Here is a 19,824-nt window from a genome sequence, read left to right as displayed (position 1 = left end):
GATCCCGCTATGGCTGATCTGAGAAACACATTTGTCGGCATCAAATCGCCGAACCCGTTCTGGCTGGCCTCAGCGCCGCCAACTGACAAGGCCTATAATGTCGTCCGCGCCTTCGAGGCTGGATGGGGCGGCGTTGTCTGGAAAACCCTGGGCGACGGCGACCCGGTCGTCAACGTCAATGGCCCCCGCTACGGCGCCATTCACGGCAAGGACCGGCAATTGCTCGGCCTCAACAACATCGAGCTGATCACTGACCGTCCGCTGGAAGTGAACCTGCGCGAAATCAAGCAGGTCAAGCGCGACTGGAAAGACCGCGCGCTTGTCGTCTCCCTCATGGTTCCTTGCGAGGAAGAGAACTGGAAGACGATCTTGAAGCAGGTGGAAGACACCGAGGCCGATGGCGTCGAGCTGAACTTCGGCTGTCCCCACGGCATGTCAGAGCGCGGCATGGGCTCGGCCGTCGGCCAGGTGCCGGAATACATCGAGATGGTCACCCGCTGGTGCAAGCAGCACAGCCGCATGCCGGTGATCGTCAAGCTGACGCCCAACATCACCGACATTCGCAAGCCGGCCCAGGCCGCCCACGCCGGTGGAGCTGACGCCGTCTCCCTGATCAACACCATCAACTCCATTGTCGGTGTTGACCTGGACGCGATGGCCCCGACCCCGACGATTGACGGCAAGGGTGCGCATGGGGGCTATTGCGGCCCGGCCGTCAAGCCGATCGCCCTCAACATGGTGGCTGAAATTGCCCGGGATCCGGCCACGCATGGTCTTCCGATCTCGGCGATTGGCGGCATCACCACCTGGCGCGACGCGGCAGAGTTCATGGCACTGGGTGCCGGCAACGCTCAGGTCTGTACGGCTGCAATGACCTACGGCTTCAAGATCGTAGAAGAGATGATCGAAGGTCTCAGCGACTGGATGGACAAGTCCGGCTACAGCTCCATCGACGAGTTTGTCGGTCGTGCGGTGCCCAACTGTTCAGATTGGCAGCATCTCAACCTGAACTACATCGCCAAGGCGAAGATTGATCAGGATCTCTGTATTAAGTGTGGTCGTTGTCACATCGCCTGTGAGGACACATCGCACCAAGCCATCACCAACATGGTGGATGGGGCGCGCCATTTCGAGGTCATCGACGAGGAATGCGTGGGCTGCAACCTGTGCGTCAACGTCTGCCCGGTCGAGGATTGCATCACCATGGAAGCAATGAACCCCGGCACGATCGATCCCCGCACCAAGAAGGTCGTGGAGCCGACTTACGCCAACTGGACCACTCATCCCAACAATCCGATGTCTGTCCGCGAGGCAGCTGAATAAGCGGTCGGCAACCAGTCATGCAGTAAAAAGCCCCGGTCATCGGCCGGGGCTTTTTTATGATCATTTTCAGGCAGAAGTCGCAAGCACCTGCTTCTGGCGCCCTTCATCGGGAAACGGCTCAGGCTTGCCGAAGTAATAGCCTTGCAGGTAGTCGCATTGCGCTCTGACGAGGAATTTACGCTGCTCGTCGGTCTCGACCCCCTCGGCCACGACGCGCATGCCCAGCACCTTGGCCAGGCCGATCATCGTCCGGATGATGGAATCGGCTTCTCGATCGACACCGATACGCGCCACGAAACTGCGGTCAATCTTCAACTTCTGAAACTGATACTCATGCAGGGAACTCAAGCTTGAGAAGCCCGTGCCGAAATCATCAATGGCGACGGCAACACCGGATTCAGCCAGCCCAACGAACAGATCCCGGATCTGATCGGAGCGGTCCATCATCATGGATTCCGTGATCTCCAGGATCAACCGCTCGTGTGCGAAGTTGTACTTGGTCAAAAGCTCCTCGACCCGATGGGAGAAATTCTCATCCCCCAACTGGCACGCACAGACGTTGACCGACACGCCGGTACCCGGCCGCCGCGACATTTCCGAGATTGCGCGCTCCAGCACCCAATCTCCAATTTCGTTCATCATGCCTTCCTGCTCGGCAACAGAGAGGAACATGCCCGGCGGAATAAGCCCCCGCTCAGGATGACGCCAGCGGATCAGCGCTTCCATGAAGACCATTCGGCAATCACTTGCCGCAACGATCGGCTGATAAAACAGCTCAAATTCATTGTTAGACAGAGCGCGCTTCAACCCATCACGGATATAGCGCCGCTCTTCCAGAACCTGATCCATGACCGGATCGTAGAAGCGATATTGCCGTCGCCCCTCCGACTTGCAACGCTGCAGAGCCAGATCGGCGCGCCGGGTCAAAGTTGCCAGATCATAACAGCTGGTTCCATTCACCGGGTCACTCACCGAGACACCAAGGCTGCAGCCAACCTCCAGACGCATACCTTCCAGCTCGATAGGCTTGTTCAGCTCTGCGGAAATCTGGGCAATTTCTGCCTGGGTCGTCTGGTCATCTCCACGGTGCTCCAGAAGCACCAGAAACTCATCCCCGCCGATCCGGCCGACAACGTCGTTCGGGCGCAAGAAGGTTTTCAACTTTCGGGCCATGCATTCCAGCACTTTGTCGCCTACCACATGCCCGTATTGGTCATTCATCTCCTTGAGGAGGTCCAGATCAATGTAGGCAAGCGTCACTGGCGTCTGCACCCGCCCGGACTCGGCCAACTGCTTGTCCGCGAGACTGGCAAATTGCGCCCGACGGCAAAAGCCCGTCAGCATGTCGTGATTGGCGGCATAAACCGCCTGCTGTTCACGCAATTTCAGATCCTGTGCCGCGCGCAGATTTTGATAAAGCACATAAAGGATGGCTCCCGCGATCAGAGACAGTGACGCCAGAAGCAACGGCAGATTGGCCAAGATGGCCTTAGATGCACGGTCGATCGGTTCCCAAGCGAAATACGCCAACGTCTCCTCGCGACCATCTTTGATCGGCGTCCCGACATAACCATCCGGAATGGCCGGCACGACCTTCAGTTCGTCCATCGCCAGAGAGCGCCCCATCATTGCCAGATGCAGCTCGTCCAGAATGTGAACGACCACCAGGACGTGCGGTGGCTTGTTCTCCATCGGGATCCCGCCGGGATCTGGAACAATCGCATTGACTGCCACCATCCCCACCGTGTCGCCAAGCTGTGCCATCACAACGCCGGACAAGTCGCTCAGCTGACCCGTGAAGGCGAGGTTGCTCTCGTCAGTTGCCAGCAGCCCAGCCAGAAACCTGGACCGCACTTTCTCGATCAGCTGAATAACGTCATCGTTCATCAGTTCACCCAGCAAGACCTCGGCCGAGAGCTTGCCATTGCTGGTGATGAAGGAAGTTCGATTGGCCTTGTCCAGAAGCAGAATCGCATCATGCGTGTAGTCGCCGGCCATATCGTCGCCGAACCGCTGAGCGACCCAGTCCTCATCGAAAGCGGCTTCAATCTTCTGATAGGCAGTGTTGGATGCTGAGTAGCGTTCGATCTCGGAGAGAATGATCCCCTGATAGGTATCAAAGACCCGATCGACCGACCTGGCATCGCGCTGCTCGGCACCGCGCTCAAACTCGAAAATAGCCGACATGACAAGGATGAAGGAGCCAGCGACAAGCACGACCATAGCAGCCACGAGCGCGGCTGATGTGATGGGACTATGGATTTTTTTCCTCGCTGCCATAAGGCAAGCTCCAGTATGCACGATGCTGTTTTTGTCTCCGCAACAACAACACTCCCGTCGTCATCGAGGACACAGCCTGTTCGCATTGTTGAACAGGAAATCTTAAGATTCCCCAGCTTGCAGCATGAGGAAAGGGACATTGGGCAAAAGCACCTCACCAAAAAATAAAAGGCGCCGCAAGCGACGCCTTTTAAGTGATTTTAATCAAATAGTTAAGTCGGTTCTCGCGAGCTATGAATTTCGCGCACGTAAGAATACTTACATACCGTCAGTCACGACTGTGGTGGTCGCCCCAGACGGTTCTTTCGTGATCACCGGATCAGATCCACCAGCCAGAAGCGTGTCGACTGTGCGCTGATAGGCGTCCATGTCCAGAGTTCCATCGGAGCCGTCCACCAGCTTGGCGATTTCTTTCACCATACGGATTTGGTGCTCTTCGGTCTGAGCGCCTGTCGCATCGTTCTCAAGAACGATATCGGCAGCTTCTTCCGGGTTTTCAGCTGCATAGGACCAGCCCTTCATGGAAGCGCGCACGAAGCGAGCGTATTTATCGACCATCGCTGCATCACTAAGGCTGTCTTCCAGCACATAGAGACCATCTTCCAGCGTCGCGACGCCCTGGTCTTCATATTTGAAGACAACCAGATCGTCTTCCGAAATGCCTGCATCGATGACCTGCCAATACTCGTTGTAGGTCATGGTCGAGATGCAGTCCGCCTGCTTTTGCAGAAGCGGATCGACGTTGAAGCCCTGCTTCAACACAGTCACACCGTCACCGCCGTCAGTGGAGATGCCGAGATGGCTCATCCACGACAGGAACGGATATTCATTTCCGAAGAACCAGACGCCGAGGGTCTTTCCGTTGAAGTCGTCCGGCGAGGTGATACCGGTTTCCTTGCGGCAGGTCAGCATCATCCCGGATTTCTTGAACGGTTGGGCAATGTTGACGAGTGGAACGCCCTTCTCTCGAGATGCCAGCGCCGACGGCATCCAGTCGATGATGATATCGGCACCACCGCCAACGATGACCTGCGGCGGAGCAATGTCCGGGCCACCTGGCTTGATCGTCACATCAAGGTCTTCCTCATCGTAGAAGCCTTTGTCCTTGGCAACATAATATCCGGCGAACTGGCCTTGCGTTACCCATTTCAGCTGAAGCGTCAGCTCGTCTGCCGCCTGGGCCGAGGCGCTGGCAAAGCCGGCGACAAGCATGCCCGATACGGCGAGAGCCTTTACTGTATTAAGTACCATTCCCCTACTCCTTCGGTCGGCTCCGCGCGAAACGGCGGGCCTCTGGATTGGTGACCAATTGACGTCGATAGCCTGACCCGCAAAGCATGTGGCAGGTCGAAGGACTTCGCATCAGGGGTCGGCGCCGGACGGGGGATTCTGGTCCCTCTTTGCACGTTTCTAAACGCCTGACCATTTGGTCAAGAAAGCGTATGAAACTGCCAATGGAATGGTCAAGGCGTTTTTTTAGTCAGCACGCTTCTGACTGGATAAAAAATCCGATCACCGTTTTGTCTCAAGTGCTTCCTGCTGATACAGATGAACGTGAAACACTTCGTTTTCGTGCTGCTGCAGAAACTGATAAACTGCGTCTTGATCAGTTGTCTCTAGCCTCCGCCAAAGACGACCTGTCGTGCTTTAAGGAAGATTGAATGCCGCCGAAAGCCTTATACGTCGATGACGAACAAGACATCTGCGAAATCGCGAAAATGTGCCTCGAGATGAACGGCGACTTCGAAACGCGCTATGTCTGCTCAGGCGCAGAAGCGCTGACCGTCGCAAAGGAATGGCGACCTGACGTGATTCTGTTGGACGTTATGATGCCTGGAATGGATGGGCTAACCACTTGTTCGCGTCTGAAGGGCATGCCGGAGACAACCTCCGTTCCGGTGATTTTCATCACTGCCAAAGCCCTGGATACCGAACTTGCAGATCTGAATTTCCACGACGTACTCGGAGTTCTGGCCAAGCCATTCCAGGCCATGACGTTGGCATCAGACGTCAAGAAGCTGATGGACAGCGAACGCTGAGCCAGTGTTCGTTTAGTCCGGTACGGCGTCGATTTCTTTGCCTTTCGCAAGACGCTCGCGGTATTGGGAGACCTGCGCATTGATGTTTCGAACCAGAGCTTCCTGAGAGTACTTCGACTTGACGATGATGATGTCGACCCGATCATCTTCAATGGGCTGATCAATCGCCGTCACGACAATGACCGGCTTATCGCCACGGTCCGGTATTTCCGACAGGATCTCCAACCCATTACCGTCGGTCAGACCGATGTCGACAATGAAGACATCGAAGTCCTCCTCTATCAGCAATTGCCGCGCTTCGGCCAGGCTCTCGACATTGCGCAATGCAACCGAGTCCTGGAGCAAAGCGGAGAGGACGCTGGCAAAATCGTTGTCGTCCTCCAGATGCAAGCCGCGCAAGCGGTCCCCCAGCCCCTCACTGTCCAAGGCACCAGGCTTATGCGGTCGCTGCGCTTGCGGAAACTCAACCCAGAAATGGCTGCCCTTGCCGGACACACTGCTAAAGCCGACACTTCCCCCCATACCCTCCGCCAGCCGCTTGACGATGGCGAGGCCAAGGCCGGTGCCGCCGCGCTGACGGCTGATGGTGGCATCCGCCTGGGTGAAGGGCGTGAAGACAAATCGCTTGAAGCTCTCCGGGACGCCGGTTCCCTCGTCGGTGACAACCACCCTCAGATTGCTTCCATGACGTTTGGCAGAAACAGTGACCCGTCCACCCGAATTAGAAAACTTGATCGCGTTTGAAAGATAGTTTGCGGCGATCTGCTGAAACCGGTCCGGGTCAACTTCGATGCGACAGTCGAGATTCTCGCCCCCCAAAAGCAATGTGACCGAGCGCTCGAGGGCCAGACTCTCGTGCAGATCAATTGCCGGCTGCAACAGATCCCCGACGCTGCAGAGCACCGGTTTGAAGACTGTCTTCTTGACTTGCAGCTTCTCGAAATCGAGGATGTCATTCACCAAAAGGATCAAACGCTCGGTGTTCTTGCTGGCGAGCTGCAGCATATGCTCCAGGTTTGCCGGAAAGCCTGCCGGCAACAAACCCGTGACCAGGTCAAGCGAGCCACGAATGGAGGTCAATGGCGTCCTCAGCTCGTGAGACACTGTTGAAACAAACTCTGCTTTCAGTCTTTCGACCTCGCGCCGCTCCCGGATATCCCGGAACACGCAGGAATATTTTATCCGGTCCATCACCTGCACCGCATTCACCGAAATCTCAACCGGCAAATGCTCGCCGTTCTTCATCAGGAGGTCCATTTCCCGGGAGCGGCCGACCATGCTGTTTTGATCAGGGTCATACAAAAAACCATTATATTGGCCCTGTAGCCGGTCATCCAGTAGCGCGCTCACATTCGTCCCGACAATCTCTTCAGCACTGTAGCCAAGGATCTTCGTTGCCGATTGATTGAACTGCTCGATAACACCCATGGAATCGAAAAGGATCGTGCCTTCCAGCATATTGGCCAGGATCAGCTCGGCACGAGTTTCGCTTTCCATCAACTGCCGGGTGCGGTTATCAAGCGCTCGGGCCAGATCCCCGACTTCATCCTGTCGGGTAACCGGCAGATTGCGCAGAAGTTGCGACGGAGACGTGGTTCGGATGGTATCCATCAAGTGCTTCAGCGGCGCCATAAGACTACGGGCCACCAGAGCCGCCAACAGAATGCAGATGAACGTGAGCAGGCCGCCGGCGAGCAACACATCGCGTCGCATCGTGCGCGAGGGCTCCGTGAACGTTGATTTCGGCAGCTGCAGAATGATGCCGAGGCGCGGAAGGACGATGCCCGGCCTGCCGCTCACATGAATTAGATAGTCGACGTCATCGGCAAACTCAAAGAACCCTTCAGGCCGCTTTTCACTTCCCACCAGACCAATAATTGCAGGTGGCTCAACAGTGTATTCCTCATGCATCTCCAACGGGCTGGTTTTCATGTTCTCGTTAGAGGGGTCGTGAATAATGTAATCGCCATTTTGCGTGGTCACGATGGTCTTGTACTGCGGTGCCACGACCTCAAAATTGGTGTTCAACATCTTTTCGTAGTCGATGTTGATGATCAGGAAGCGCGATGGTTTTCCATTCATTCCGGCGAACGGAAGAATAGCTCTCAACGTCGGAATTTCATTAGGGTCTCGGCGCCCAAGCTCCCGATTGAACGTCAGCTCGGAAAAGAACACTTCTCCTGGGGCGGCATCCATCGCATCGATGAAATAATCCTCGGTCGACTTGTCCTGAAGATCGCTCGGCTTAACCGAACTGATTTCCCCATTCCGGCTTTCAACCCGCACAAGCTCCCGGCCGGAGTTCTCAATGCTGATCAGCCGGATCTGGAAATAGCTTCTCTCGCTCATCATCAGAGCGGCGAAAATCTTTTCCAGGCGTTCGCGCCAGTCTTCCGTCGTGGACCGGTCCAATGGATCGAGGCCGCCCGCTGCCATGGCCCGGCCAATACCATCAATCGGCGGGGTTCCGGCAAGGGTCCGGAGGTCCTTTTCTATGGAATAGAAAGCGCGCTGGAAACGAACCGATACGAGCCGTGTCTCACTCTCCAGAACGGCTTCACCCTGGGTTCGTACGACCGACGAAATGCGATAATAGGCAACGCCTCCCACCACCAACGTGCTGAGAAGCACGCTGATGCTGACAAGCAGAATGATCCGCACCCGCATCGAAGTGCGGCGTCCGGGCGGCGGAGCGGGCATTGTCGGCGTCTGGTTCATGAGCATCCGCCCTTTTTACCGTCGGGGCCCCTTGTGGGGTAGCCGTCATACTACGCAGGTGCTGCATATTCGGCGTGCACAACCACCGCAGTGAGTGCCGACCCCCGAACGCAACGGGGGATCGGCGAAGCAATTTCGCTACTGAGCCAATCGCTCGGCATGCCAGGCCAGCTGGTCCGGCATGAAGGAGGAGATGAAGTAATAGCTGTGGTCGTAGCCTTCCTGCATCCGAAGGGTCAGAGACTGGCCAACCTTTGCACAAGCAGCCTGCAACAGCTCCGGCTTCAACTGACCTTCCAGAAAATTATCCGCAGTTCCCTGATCCACCAGGATATCAGGCACCCGTGCACCGTCCTCAATCAGAGCGCAGGCGTCATATTCGCGCCAGGCTGACTGATCGTTGCCGATGTAACTGCCCAACGCCTTGTGACCCCAGGGACAATTCAACGGCGAAACGATCGGCGAAAAGGCGGAGATGGCCTTGAACCGCTCGGGATTGCGCAGGCCCATGGTCAACGCGCCATGACCACCCATGGAGTGTCCCATGATCGACTGGCGGCTGATGTCGGCCGGAAAGTGATCACCGATCAATGCGGGCAGTTCTTCTTCCAAGTAGGACCGCATGCGGTAATTCTTGTCGAAAGGCGCCTGAGTGGCATCCACGTAGAAGCCGGCGCCAAGACCAAAGTCATAAGCGCCTTCGGCATCGTCAGGCACCCCTTCACCGCGCGGACTGGTGTCCGGCGCGACAAAGATCAGACCGAAGTCTGCGCAGGCTTCGCGAAACTCGCCCTTTTCAGTGACATTGGCATGGGTGCACGTCAGGCCTGAAAGATACCAGACGACAGGCAGCTTCTCGCCATCACCGTGATCGGGAACAAAAACCGAGAACGTCATCTCCGTTCCCGTTTCGGCAGAGCGATGAGTGTAAACGCCCTGAGTTCCGCCGTGGCTTCGGACTTCCGAAACAGTCTTCATCAGAAGACCACCACAGAGCGGATCGACTTGCCTTCGTGCATCAGATCAAAGCCCTTGTTGATCTCTTCCAGAGACAAAACATGCGTGATCATCGGATCAATCTCGATCTTGCCGTCCATGTACCAATCAACGATCTTCGGCACATCCGTGCGGCCACGTGCCCCACCGAAGGCAGAGCCCTGCCAGACTCGGCCGGTCACCAACTGGAACGGACGGGTAGCAATTTCCTTGCCGGCTTCCGCAACACCGATAACCGTGGAGACACCCCACCCGCGGTGACAGGCTTCAAGCGCCTGGCGCATGACTGTGGTGTTGCCTGTACAATCGAAAGTGTAGTCCGCGCCGCCATCGGTCAGGCCAACGAGGTGCTGGACGATATCACCGTCGATTTCTGTCGGATTGACGAAGTCGGTCATGCCGAAGCGCTCGCCCCAGCTCTTCTTGTCGTTATTGATGTCGACGCCGATGATCTTGTCCGCGCCAACCATTCTGGCGCCCTGAATGACGTTCAGGCCGATGCCACCGAGGCCGAAGACGACCACATTAGAGCCCGGCTCAACCTTGGCTGAGTTGGTTACGGCACCAACACCAGTGGTGACACCGCAACCGATGTAACAAGCCTTTTCAAACGGAGCGTCCTGACGGATCTTGGCCAAAGCGATCTCTGGCAACACCGTGAAGTTGGAAAAGGTCGAACAGCCCATGTAATGGAAGACCGGCTGGCCCTTGTAAGAAAAGCGGGAAGATCCGTCAGGCATCACGCCCTTGCCCTGGGTCGAACGGATCGACGTACACAGGTTGGTCTTGCGCGACAGGCAGCTCTTACACTCACGGCATTCAGGAGTGTAAAGCGGAATGACATGATCGCCCGGCTTCAGGCTGGTAACGCCCTTGCCGACTTCGCGCACGATGCCTGCACCTTCATGTCCCAGAATGCTCGGGAAAATCCCTTCGCTATCAAGCCCGTCGAGCGTGTAGGCATCCGTGTGGCAAATGCCTGTTGCCATGATTTCAACGAGAACCTCAAAGGCCTTCGGGCCTTCCAGATCCAGCTCCACGATCTCAAGCGGCTTTTTCGCCTCGAAAGCGACAGCGGCACGGGTTTTCATTCAGTATTGCTCCCAGTCCGGACCATTTTACAAATCTCGTGACCCGTTTACCGCAGCGTTCCGCGATTTCTCGATTGGACCGCCAGCGCCGGGTTGATTCACCTGTGCAGACTAACAAAAACGCCGGGCAAAGCGACCTTTTTTCCAAGGGGAGACAGCATGGTGAGACAGCCTGGTCCAGGCACATTTGTCTTGCCTTTGCAAAAAAACCGCCGAGGTGATGCGACGGGTCTCCAGAAAGAAACATCTCTCTCAGCACTTTCTACAATGTAATAATCCTGATCAGATTCCGGCGCCAGCGGCATGATAAGATCCCATGCCTTCCAGAAACTCGGACACGAATGGCGTTGCCGGTGAACGCAGCAGATTGTTCGGCGTGTCGAACTGCTGGATCTTGCCATCGGCCATGATGGCGATCCGATCGGCAATCTCGAAAGCTTCTTCCTGATCGTGAGTAACCAGAATGGCACCTATGCCGACCTTCTTCTGCAGGTCGCGCAGCGCCCCGCGCAGCCCTTTGCGTACTTTGGTGTCCAACGCGCTGAATGGCTCGTCCAGCAGAAGCAGACGCGGCTCAATGGCCAGGGCGCGGGTCAAGGCAACGCGCTGGCGTTGACCGCCGGACAGCTGGCTCGGAAAGCGTTCGCCCAGTTCGGAGATTTCCGCCATGTCCAGAAGTTTCCGGACCCGATCGCTGATCTCGCCCTTGTTCGGACGGTTCGCACGTGGCCGCATTTTCAGGCCGAAAGCAACGTTGTCAACGACACTCATGTGTTCAAACAAGGCATAGGACTGAAACACCATGCCGAAGCGCCGAAGCCGGGCGTCTACACCGGTGATGTCCTCACCGTCAAATGACAGTCGCCCGCCATCGGCAAACTGCAGCCCGGCGATGATCCGCAAAAGGCTTGTCTTGCCGGATCCCGAGGGCCCGAGAAGCGCGATAAACTCGCCATCTTGCATTGACAGGTTGACCTGGTCGAGCACCTGGTTAGTGCCGTAGAACTTCGTGATGTCTTCTATATGCAGCGCCATGGTCATGGGCTCCAGTTTTTGCTTGAACGTCAATGCCGGTGCGGATGACGCGCTTCGATGAGAGAGCGCAGCACCAGCGTGATGACCGCAATCAGGGTGAGAACCGTCGCCGCTGCGAAGGCGCCGGTGGCGTTGTAGTCGTCGTAAAGCAGTTGAACCTGCAGGGGCAGCGTCATGGTCTCGCCGCGAATATTGCCGGAGACAACGCTGACAGCTCCGAATTCACCCATCACACGGGCATTGGCGAGGATCGCTCCATAGAGCAACGCCCAACGGATGTTCGGCAGGGTTACATGGCGGAACGTCTGCCAACCGGTGGCGCCCAGGGTCAGAGCTGCCTCTTCCTGATCCTTGCCGGAGACCTGCATCAGCGGGATCAACTCCCGCGCGACAAAGGGACAGGTGACAAAGAGCGACACCAGCACGATCCCCGTCAGATTGAACATGAGCTGGATGTTCCATTCATCCGCCCAGGAGCCGATGACGCTCGTGCCGCCGTAGATCAGCAGGTAACAAAGGCCCGCGACAATCGGCGAGATGGAGAACGGCAGCTCAATGATCGTGAGTAAAACCCGGCGGCCGGGAAACCTGTACCGGGTGATCAGCCAGGCCACGGCGACGCCATAGACAATGTTGATCGGCAGCACGATGAGTGCGGTCAGCACCGTAAGCCAGATGGCATAAAGGGTGTCAGGCTCAACGATGTTGGTCCAATAGACAGCCACCCCTTCCTGAAAAGCCCGCGCGAAGATCGCCGCGACAGGCACGCCCATGACCAGCGCCGAGAAGGCCAGGGCGATCAGAACCAGCGCCCCGCGCTTGACCTTCTGCCGGCGTTTGAAGGCGGTGACCTGCGGGTGCTCAGCAACCGATGGCAGAGTTCCGGACGCCATATCACGCCCCTCCGTTCAAGTGGCGGGAGGCACGCCCCTGCGCCAGGTTGGCCAGGATCAGCACGAACAGGGCAATGGCCAGAACAGTTCCCGCGATGGCACTCGCTGCCGGAAAATCGTATTCTTCAAGTCGGATCATGATCAGCAGCGAGGCGATCTCCGTTTCAAACGGCATGTTGCCGGCGATGAAGATCACCGCGCCAAATTCCCCCAGCGAGCGGGCAAAGGCCAGAGACGCCCCGGTGATGAAACTTGGCCAAAGTTGCGGGAAGACAATGTGGCGGAACACCTGCCAGTCGCGAGCACCAAGTGTACGGGCCGCTTCCTCAATATCGTGAGAAAGACTCTCCATCACCGGCTGCACGGTTCGAACGCCGAAAGGCACGGAGGTGAACACCATGGCCAGGGCAATGCCCCACCAGGTGTAAGCCACCTTCAGACCCATGCCGTCGAGCAATGTGCCCATCCAGCCGCTCTTGTCGTATAGCGCCACGAGCGAAATACCGGCGACGGCCGTCGGCAAGGCGAAGGGCAAATCGACGAGTGCGTCGAGCAGGCGTTTTCCGGGAAACTCATAGCGCACCAGCACCCAGGCCAACAGCAAACCGAAGCAGGCATTGAAGATGGTTGCCAGCGCCGCAGCTGACAGCGTTACCCGAAAGGCCGCCAGTGTGCGCTCAGAGCTGATAATGCGCAGATAGTCTGAAAAGCCGAGTTGCGACATCTGCCAAGCCAGTCCGGAAAGCGGCAGCAGAATGATCAGAGCCACAAACAACAGGCTGATGCCGAGGGTCAGCCCGAAACCGGGCAGCACGCGCGCAGCGCCGCGCCGTGTTGGCCCGCTCGGCACGGGACCGCTGGACAGGACTGTCGTCATGGCATGTGCTCCGGTCTCAAAACGAACAAATGGCCCGGCGATCGTCAACCGCCGGGCCGTTTTCTTCAATCACATCGCTCTTAGCGTGCGTTGAACACCTGGTCCAGAACGCCACCGTCGGAAAAATGTGTTTCCTTGGCCTCAGCCCAGCTGCCGAATACGTCTTCGACAGTCACAAGGCGCACATCGGGGAAGCGATCGGCATTGGCGGCCTTCACTTCTTCGTTGTGAACCCGGTTGTTGAAGGACACGATGATTTCCTGACCTTCCTTGGAATACAGGTAGTCAAGGTAGGCTTTGGACACGTCAAGGGAACCGCGCTGCTTGGCGACCTTTTCGACGACGGCAACCGGGAACTCCGCCAGCAGAGAGACTGACGGAACCACGCGCTGATAGTCGTCTTTGCCATATTGCGTGCGGATGTTCTCGACTTCAGCCTCAAAGGTAATCAGCACATCGCCGATTTCACGTTCGACAAAGGTCGTCGTCGAGCCACGTCCGCCTGTGTCAAAGACAGCAACGTTCTTCAACAGTTTGCCGACGAATTCACGAGCGGCTTCGTCGTCGCCACCGTTCTTTTCCAGAGCATAGGCATAAGCCGCCAGATATGTGTAACGCGCGTTGCCGGAGGTCTTCGGGTTCGGGAAAACCAGCTTGACGTCTTCGCGAACCAGGTCATCCCAATCCTTGATGTCCTTCGGATTGTCTTTGCGCACCAGGAATGCCGGCAGCGAGTAGTAGGGTGACGCGTTGTTCGGCAGATCCTTCTGCCAGTTTTCCGAGACAAAGCCCTTGTCAGCCAGGATCTGCACATCGAGAACCTGATTGAAAGTCACCAAATCGGCCTTCAGACCCTGCATGATCGCACGAGCCTGCTTGGAGGAGCCGGCGTGGGACTGCTTGATGTCGATCTCCTTGCCGGAGGTTTCTTTCCAATGCTCGATGAACTTCGGATTGATGGTGGCATAGAGTTCGCGCGCAATATCGTAGGAGACATTGAGAATTTCAGTCGGCTCTTCTGCGCGCGCAGGTGCGCCTGCACCAAGGAGAAGGGCTGCGCCGAATGCGGCGAGAACGATCTTTTTCATTGGGTATCCAATCGATCCAGTTTTAATCGTGGGATCTGATTTGCATATCTTGAGTATTATATTCAAGAATTATTCTTCTGAATTCCTGAACTCTTTCAAACAAATCATTCCAGCGGATTTCGGTGCGGGCCAGAGAAATCAGGCCCGACATTCCACCTGACTCTATTGGAATGCTCAGCCGGAACGAGGTCGCATTTTCCATTTCACCGGCATGCCGGGGGAATATTCATCTTTCGAAGCTGGCCGATCGGAGAACGGAAAATCAGCGAGATGCGGCATAACCTCTTGGGCTCACAAACCGTCTTCGGAGCGCTCGCACGTAAAAAAAGCCGTGACCTTTCTGGTGTTAAGGCAACACCAGAAAGGTCACGGCTGGGGCGTCATTATCTGACCTTCAGCAGTCGATGGGGCTGGGCTGAAGTCAAACTGTCTGGGAGACGACGCCCGACTGTTTGCTCCATGTGCTGTACCAGGTCTGGAACAGGGAGAACTGTGCTTCAAGATAGTTCCGCTGTGCGTCGGTGAGGAAATCTTCCTCGTTGAAATGCAGCGCATATTCGGCATCGCCGGTCAGAACCATCAGGTGCTTGTAAAACAGTACCAGATCCGGGCCTTCATCAAAGGTCGAGAGCACATGCAGGGCTTCGTCCAGTTCCTTGGCCTTGATCCGGGCTTCTGCGTTGCCTGCGGCTGCCAGTTTGCACAGCGCCGTCAGGTGCAGCACCTCTTTTGGCAACGCGTTGCCGATGCCGGTGATCGCACCCGTCGCGCCACAATTGACGAACCCATGGAAGACGTTGGTGTCGACCCCAATCATCAGGGTCACGTCGTCGCTCTGGGAGGTGATGTTTTCAGCCGCGTAGCGCAGATCTGAAGCGCCGCCGAACTCCTTGAAACCAATCAGGTTCGGATGGGCCGCACGCAGTTCAAAAAACAGGTCTGCGCGGGTGGCGAAGCCATAGTAAGGACTGTTGTAGATGACCGCTGGCAGGTCCGGAGCAGCCGAAAGAACTGCCTTGAAATGGGCTTTCTGTGCAGTTGCGGACGAGCCACGCGACAGAACCCGCGGGATCACCATCAGGCCATTGGCGCCGACTTCGGCAGCATGAGTGGCCAGGCTGACAGCGCTCTTGGTGTTGATGGCACCGGTGCCGACGATGGTCGGAACGCCGGCAGCAACCAGACGCGCAACGCCTTCCTTGCGCTCATCGTCCGTCAAAAGCGGCCAGTCACCCATGGAGCCGCAATAGATCACTGCAGACATGCCGCTCGCGATGAGCGCCTTGCCCTTCTTCACGAGAGCGTCGAAGTCCGGGGTCCGGTCAGCCTTGCACGGGGTCATAAGAGCCGGCATGCAGCCGGTAAAAGTCGTATCAGCCATGGGTATTTCCTTAAAACAAGTGCCGGCTTTTGTGGTTGAGGCATTCTAGTGAGCCTGACGTCCGGCAATCCATTTGAGTCCGATGGGGAATGTTCGTCGACGCTAGAAGCCGACAATCTGATCCGGCAGCCAGGTCGACAGAGGCGGATAGAAAGCCACCAGTGCCAGGGTTAAAATCTGCAGGATGATGAAAGGCACCACGCCCCGGCACATCTGACCGTAGGTCATGTCAGGCGGTGCGATGGATTTGAGATAGAAGATCGAGGAGGCCATCGGCGGGGTCAGATAACTTGTCTGGATCACAATGATGACCATCGTTCCGAACCACACCGGATCAATGCCGGTCTGGCGAATGATCGGTGTGAACAGCGGCACGCAGATCAGCACGTTGGCTGTCCAGTCCAACACGAAGCCGAGCAGGAAGACAATCAGCAGGAAGAAGATGATGATCCCTGCATCCCCCATGCCGACCGCTTCGACAGAGGAACGAATGAGGCGTGACCCGCCATTGGCGGCGAAAGTGCCCATGAACATGGTTCCAGCCGCGACGATCAGCAGGATCATCGCCGAGATCCGCACGGTAATCTGCAGAGATTCCCGCAGCATCGTGACTGAAAACCTGCCGTAGGCAACACAGAGAAGCAGAGCGCCAACGGCCCCTACGGAGGCAGCCTCGGTCGGTGAGGCAACTCCTGCCAGCAACGAACCGAGCACAGCGAAAATCAGCGCGACGATCGGCACCAGCGACGTGATGGTCAGCCGGAGCTTCTCAGCCAGCGAAATATCTTCAATTTCGTCCTGCAGTTCCGTGCGCTCGGGCGGCCACAGCGTACCGTGGACCATCAGGTAGGCAATGAAGAGCAGGACCATCACCAGACCCGGCAGCATCATGCCGGCCAGCAACTCGCCAACAGACATTTGCGCCAACGAGGCATACATCACCGCAATGACGGAAGGCGGGATCATCGTGCCCAGCGAGCCGCCAGCGCAGATGGTGCCCGAGATCAGGCTGTTGGAATAGCGAAACCGCTGCATCGCCGGAATGGCCATCATCCCGATCATGACCTCCACGGCCCCCACCACGCCGGCAGCAGCCGCAAAAACCGCGCCCATGGCAATGGTCGCGACGGCCAGGCCGCCAGGCAGTCGACCAAGCCAGATCTGCATCACCTTGAACAGACGCTCGGCAATGCCCGAGCGCTCAAGGACCGCGCCCATCAGTACGAACATCGGGATGGCAGCAAGAATGAAGTTGGTCGCAGCCGAATAAAACGAGCCATAGAGCTGGCCGAAGACGTTCGGCCCGAAAGCCAGAAGCCCAGCGCCGGCCGACACGATAGTCAGCGAAAGAGCAATGGGAATACCGGCCAGAACAAACAGAAACAGCAGCGGAAACATAAGGGCGGCAACAGACATCGGATCAGGCCTTCAGCTCGAAATCGGCTTTTTGGTTGCCGGCAAAGATGCGCAGGCCGTGAACGAAGATTTGCAGCGTGAAGGCGATCAGACCGAGCGCCAGAAGCCCATAGAAGGGCCACATCAAGGGCGCCCAGGGACTGACCATTTCAACTTCCGCCGTCGTGAAGGCACGCCAGGCGCGCTTTACCGCAAACCAAGACAGGCCGCCGTAGATCGGTGCGAGCAGCGCAACGAAAACTGTCCCCTCCATGACCTGGCGGAACCGCACCGGCAGCTTCTGCGCCAGGAAGTCGATGCGCACATGAGCATCTTCTCGCAGAGCGTAGGCCGCCCCCAGCACGAAGAGAGTGCCGGTGCACATGTAAGAGATGTCGAAGGCCCAGATTGTCGGCGCGCTAAAGACATAGCGCGCCGCAACTTCGTAGATCATCGAGGCGACCAAAATGAGAGCCACAGCCTCTGCGACCCTCGAAAGGATCCTTGAGAACGTATCAACCGCGGTGAAAATGCCGGTCATGATGGCCACCTCCCTTCCAGGATCAGTTCTGGTTCCGGATCAGATAGCTGCTTTCGGCAGACCAGCGATCCATGAAGGTGTTGTAATCGGCGAGAAGGGCTGCCATTTCCGGCTTTCCAGCTTCCTTTTCCGCTTCCGACTTCTTGGAGATCCAGTCTTTACCGGCTGCTGAAAGCTCGTCGATAAACGCCGCATCCAACGTGATGATCTCGTTCTTGCCTTTGCTGTAGGTTTCCAGCGCCTTCACATCTTCAGCGTAGAAGTGCAGCAGGCCTTGCATGGTGGTCAGCTCTGCAGCCGTCTCGATCAATGGCTTCAGATCATCTGCGACTGCATCCCAGGTCTCCTGCTTCAGAACGACTTCCCACAGGAAGGTCGGCTGGTGAACGCCGGGCACGATGATGTACTTTGCTGCCTCATGGAAACCCTCCGGGAGATTGCCTGACGGCGGACCCCATTCGATCAGGTCCACGCCCTTCCGCTGCAGAAGCGTGTAGATTTCTCCTGGCGGAACAACCGTCGGCACAGCGCCGAAATATTCGCGCATGACTTCGGCCCACGGGCCAGATGTGCGGTACTTCAGACCCTTCAGATCTGCAGCGGTTTTTACCGGAACATTGGAGTGCGCCATGATTTCGGACGATCCGATGCCGACAACGAGGCTCTTGAAGCCTTCCTTGGCGCGCAGGTCGTAAAGCGCTTCCTTGCCGCCTTCTTCGTAGATCCAGGTGATATAGGCTTCAGGACCCATACCGCCCGGGAAGCCGGCGAAAATGGCGTTGATCGGGTCCTGATTAACCCGGTAGCTCGGGGTGGAATGTCCGGCCTGAATGATACCGTCCTTCACGCCGTCATAAACCTGTAGGGCCGGCACAAGCACACCGGCGCCAAACGGCTCAATTTCAACTCGACCCTGAGTCAAAACATCGACATTGTCCGCGAACCGCTCAAGGAAGTTAATGTAAAATGGCGACCCTTCAGGCACGGAAGTCGGGACCTGCCAGGTCACTTCCTGTGCCACGGCGGGCATCGCCGCGGTGAGCAGTGAGGCGGCAAGCCCCCATGCCTTCAACCGATCAAACATGGCTTTCTCCTGTCATTGGCGCTGGTTTTATGCGCTCGCTTTCCGGAAGGCCCGCATGCCGGAAAGCGACAGGCGGGAAACTTTTGACCTGATAAAGCTAGCTCATAATATTTTTGTTGTCGACAAAGAAAATACAAGAATCGATTAGCCGGATTTTCTGGCAGATTTGACCATTCAGCCATAAAAAAGCCCGGAAGATCCGGGCTTTGCTCCATCGGAGACGGCGACAGCTCAAATGCCCTGCCTGATGGAAGAGGCTTTCAGAGTTGAATATCGGCATTCAAGCGACGGTCATCGACAATGTAACTCTGAATCTGCCGCACGATCTGATCCGCGTGCTGCTTGGAGATCCGGTCGGCGGCGTCCACATCCCCCACCTCGATGGCACGGATCATCTGTTCATGTTCATCGAGAAAGGCTTTCGGCAACTCGTCATTGAAGGAGGAGTAGTAGAAACGCAGCAGGCGGCGCCCCTCGTCGAGCAGCCGCTCGAACAGATCGCTATAATATTTGTTGCGGCCCGCCCGGGCAATCTGGGAGTGAAAATGCCGATTCACCTCGATCATCTCTGCCACATCCTTGGCTGCGACCGCTTCGGCATATCGATCTTGAAGCTGGCGGATGACCACGACATTTTCCGCCGTGCGATGGCGAGCGGCGAGGCGTGTAGTCACCCGGTACATCAGAGTCAGCGCATCATAGAAACTCGGCAGCTCCAGCAAATCCAGAGGCGCGACAATGGTCGACCGGTTCGGTAGCGTCACGACCAGACCGTCATTCGCCAGCTTGATCAATGCCTCGCGGATCGGGGTCCGGGACATGCCGAAGCGTTGGGATAGGTCGGACTCGTCAATGGGCGCGCCCGGCGCGAGTTTCAGTTCGAGGATTTCACTGCGCAGGATTTCCAGGACGGTAGAGGCGCCCTGCCCTCTGCGTGGCTTCGACACGACGGTTTCAGGCTCCGGACCCTTAGTCACCATTTGAATAACTCGCTGTTCCTGCATTTTGCTTGCTGAAGTCCCGTCAAGACACAACGTGTCGACAGATAGCGATACCTAGTCCATCTGCATCCCCCGGTCCACT

The 19,824-nt window shown here is 57.0% G+C and carries 17 protein-coding genes; 3 read left to right on the top strand and 14 right to left on the bottom strand.

Going from position 1 to position 19,824, the window contains the following annotated elements:
• Positions 1–9: 9 nt before the first annotated feature.
• Entirely contained in the window at positions 10–1,323 is a 1,314-nt protein-coding gene (gene preA, locus J0X15_RS14060) for an NAD-dependent dihydropyrimidine dehydrogenase subunit PreA (protein ID WP_206941984.1), read from the top strand.
• A gap of 66 nt (positions 1,324–1,389) precedes the next feature.
• Here the strand turns inward: preA and J0X15_RS14055 are convergent, their stop codons facing one another.
• Positions 1,390–3,603, bottom strand: coding sequence for a bifunctional diguanylate cyclase/phosphodiesterase (locus tag J0X15_RS14055; RefSeq protein ID WP_206941981.1), 2,214 nt, complete (start codon positions 3,601–3,603; stop codon positions 1,390–1,392).
• A gap of 258 nt (positions 3,604–3,861) precedes the next feature.
• Positions 3,862–4,815: an ABC transporter substrate-binding protein gene (locus J0X15_RS14050; protein ID WP_408015348.1), complete on the bottom strand. Its 954-nt coding sequence runs from the start codon at positions 4,813–4,815 to the stop codon at positions 3,862–3,864.
• Positions 4,816–5,045: 230 nt separating this feature from the next.
• Between J0X15_RS14050 and J0X15_RS14045 the strand changes: the two genes are divergently transcribed.
• Positions 5,046–5,264 carry a hypothetical protein gene (locus J0X15_RS14045; RefSeq protein WP_206941977.1) on the top strand — a complete coding sequence of 73 codons (219 nt, stop codon included), beginning with the start codon at positions 5,046–5,048 and terminating at the stop codon, positions 5,262–5,264.
• The gene (locus J0X15_RS14040) at positions 5,265–5,642 is read left to right on the top strand and encodes a response regulator (protein ID WP_206941975.1); all 378 of its coding nucleotides are present in this window, start codon (positions 5,265–5,267) and stop codon (positions 5,640–5,642) included.
• Positions 5,643–5,654: 12 nt separating this feature from the next.
• Here the strand turns inward: J0X15_RS14040 and J0X15_RS14035 are convergent, their stop codons facing one another.
• From J0X15_RS14035 to J0X15_RS13980, 12 genes are all read right to left on the bottom strand, one after another.
• Entirely contained in the window at positions 5,655–8,360 is a 2,706-nt protein-coding gene (locus tag J0X15_RS14035) for an ATP-binding response regulator (protein WP_206941973.1), read from the bottom strand.
• A 138-nt stretch (positions 8,361–8,498) separates the two neighbouring features.
• The gene (fghA, locus tag J0X15_RS14030; RefSeq protein ID WP_206941971.1) at positions 8,499–9,338 is read right to left on the bottom strand and encodes an S-formylglutathione hydrolase; all 840 of its coding nucleotides are present in this window, start codon (positions 9,336–9,338) and stop codon (positions 8,499–8,501) included.
• Positions 9,338–10,447 (bottom strand): S-(hydroxymethyl)glutathione dehydrogenase/class III alcohol dehydrogenase, encoded by a 1,110-nt coding sequence (locus J0X15_RS14025; protein ID WP_206941969.1) that lies wholly within the window; start codon positions 10,445–10,447, stop codon positions 9,338–9,340. Before J0X15_RS14025 ends, fghA begins: the two co-directional genes overlap by 1 nt.
• A 282-nt stretch (positions 10,448–10,729) precedes the next feature.
• On the bottom strand, positions 10,730–11,482 hold the full coding sequence (locus tag J0X15_RS14020; RefSeq protein WP_206941967.1) for an ABC transporter ATP-binding protein: 753 nt from the start codon (positions 11,480–11,482) through the stop codon (positions 10,730–10,732).
• A 29-nt stretch (positions 11,483–11,511) separates the two neighbouring features.
• Positions 11,512–12,375: a sulfate ABC transporter permease subunit CysW gene (gene cysW / locus J0X15_RS14015; protein WP_206941957.1), complete on the bottom strand. Its 864-nt coding sequence runs from the start codon at positions 12,373–12,375 to the stop codon at positions 11,512–11,514.
• Between the two features lies 1 nt (position 12,376).
• Positions 12,377–13,252 (bottom strand): sulfate ABC transporter permease subunit CysT, encoded by an 876-nt coding sequence (gene cysT, locus J0X15_RS14010; protein WP_206941955.1) that lies wholly within the window; start codon positions 13,250–13,252, stop codon positions 12,377–12,379.
• An 80-nt stretch (positions 13,253–13,332) separates the two neighbouring features.
• The gene (gene cysP, locus J0X15_RS14005; protein WP_206941953.1) at positions 13,333–14,340 is read right to left on the bottom strand and encodes a thiosulfate ABC transporter substrate-binding protein CysP; all 1,008 of its coding nucleotides are present in this window, start codon (positions 14,338–14,340) and stop codon (positions 13,333–13,335) included.
• 421 nt (positions 14,341–14,761) lie between these two features.
• Positions 14,762–15,721 carry a dihydrodipicolinate synthase family protein gene (locus tag J0X15_RS14000; protein ID WP_206941951.1) on the bottom strand — a complete coding sequence of 320 codons (960 nt, stop codon included), beginning with the start codon at positions 15,719–15,721 and terminating at the stop codon, positions 14,762–14,764.
• A 102-nt stretch (positions 15,722–15,823) separates the two neighbouring features.
• Positions 15,824–17,137, bottom strand: a complete 1,314-nt coding sequence (locus tag J0X15_RS13995; protein ID WP_206941949.1) for a TRAP transporter large permease — start codon at positions 17,135–17,137, stop codon at positions 15,824–15,826.
• Between the two features lie 4 nt (positions 17,138–17,141).
• Complete coding sequence (locus tag J0X15_RS13990) at positions 17,142–17,657, bottom strand: TRAP transporter small permease subunit (protein WP_206941946.1); 516 nt, start codon at positions 17,655–17,657, stop codon at positions 17,142–17,144.
• A gap of 22 nt (positions 17,658–17,679) precedes the next feature.
• Positions 17,680–18,741 (bottom strand): TRAP transporter substrate-binding protein DctP, encoded by a 1,062-nt coding sequence (gene dctP / locus J0X15_RS13985; RefSeq protein ID WP_206941944.1) that lies wholly within the window; start codon positions 18,739–18,741, stop codon positions 17,680–17,682.
• A 260-nt stretch (positions 18,742–19,001) separates the two neighbouring features.
• Positions 19,002–19,721: a GntR family transcriptional regulator gene (locus tag J0X15_RS13980; RefSeq protein ID WP_206941942.1), complete on the bottom strand. Its 720-nt coding sequence runs from the start codon at positions 19,719–19,721 to the stop codon at positions 19,002–19,004.
• Between the last annotated feature and the right edge of the window lie 103 nt (positions 19,722–19,824).

Source organism: Roseibium limicola (genome assembly GCF_017313085.1).
GTDB classification, from domain to species: domain Bacteria; phylum Pseudomonadota; class Alphaproteobacteria; order Rhizobiales; family Stappiaceae; genus Roseibium; species Roseibium limicola.
This window is presented reverse-complemented; position numbering and strand designations above follow the sequence as displayed.

Bases quoted from the DNA above. Each gene is read 5' to 3' on its own strand.
- preA (WP_206941984.1), top strand. From the start codon at position 10: ATGGCTGATCTGAGAAACACATTTGTCGGCATCAAATCGCCGAACCCG.
- J0X15_RS14055 (WP_206941981.1), bottom strand. From the start codon at position 3,603: ATGGCAGCGAGGAAAAAAATCCATAGTCCCATCACATCAGCCGCGCTC.
- J0X15_RS14050 (WP_408015348.1), bottom strand. From the start codon at position 4,815: ATGCTTGTCGCCGGCTTTGCCAGCGCCTCGGCCCAGGCGGCAGACGAG.
- J0X15_RS14045 (WP_206941977.1), top strand. From the start codon at position 5,046: ATGAAACTGCCAATGGAATGGTCAAGGCGTTTTTTTAGTCAGCACGCT.
- J0X15_RS14040 (WP_206941975.1), top strand. From the start codon at position 5,265: ATGCCGCCGAAAGCCTTATACGTCGATGACGAACAAGACATCTGCGAA.
- J0X15_RS14035 (WP_206941973.1), bottom strand. From the start codon at position 8,360: ATGAACCAGACGCCGACAATGCCCGCTCCGCCGCCCGGACGCCGCACT.
- fghA (WP_206941971.1), bottom strand. From the start codon at position 9,338: ATGAAGACTGTTTCGGAAGTCCGAAGCCACGGCGGAACTCAGGGCGTT.
- J0X15_RS14025 (WP_206941969.1), bottom strand. From the start codon at position 10,447: ATGAAAACCCGTGCCGCTGTCGCTTTCGAGGCGAAAAAGCCGCTTGAG.
- J0X15_RS14020 (WP_206941967.1), bottom strand. From the start codon at position 11,482: ATGGCGCTGCATATAGAAGACATCACGAAGTTCTACGGCACTAACCAG.
- cysW (WP_206941957.1), bottom strand. From the start codon at position 12,375: ATGGCGTCCGGAACTCTGCCATCGGTTGCTGAGCACCCGCAGGTCACC.
- cysT (WP_206941955.1), bottom strand. From the start codon at position 13,252: ATGACGACAGTCCTGTCCAGCGGTCCCGTGCCGAGCGGGCCAACACGG.
- cysP (WP_206941953.1), bottom strand. From the start codon at position 14,340: ATGAAAAAGATCGTTCTCGCCGCATTCGGCGCAGCCCTTCTCCTTGGT.
- J0X15_RS14000 (WP_206941951.1), bottom strand. From the start codon at position 15,721: ATGGCTGATACGACTTTTACCGGCTGCATGCCGGCTCTTATGACCCCG.
- J0X15_RS13995 (WP_206941949.1), bottom strand. From the start codon at position 17,137: ATGTCTGTTGCCGCCCTTATGTTTCCGCTGCTGTTTCTGTTTGTTCTG.
- J0X15_RS13990 (WP_206941946.1), bottom strand. From the start codon at position 17,657: ATGACCGGCATTTTCACCGCGGTTGATACGTTCTCAAGGATCCTTTCG.
- dctP (WP_206941944.1), bottom strand. From the start codon at position 18,741: ATGTTTGATCGGTTGAAGGCATGGGGGCTTGCCGCCTCACTGCTCACC.
- J0X15_RS13980 (WP_206941942.1), bottom strand. From the start codon at position 19,721: ATGGTGACTAAGGGTCCGGAGCCTGAAACCGTCGTGTCGAAGCCACGC.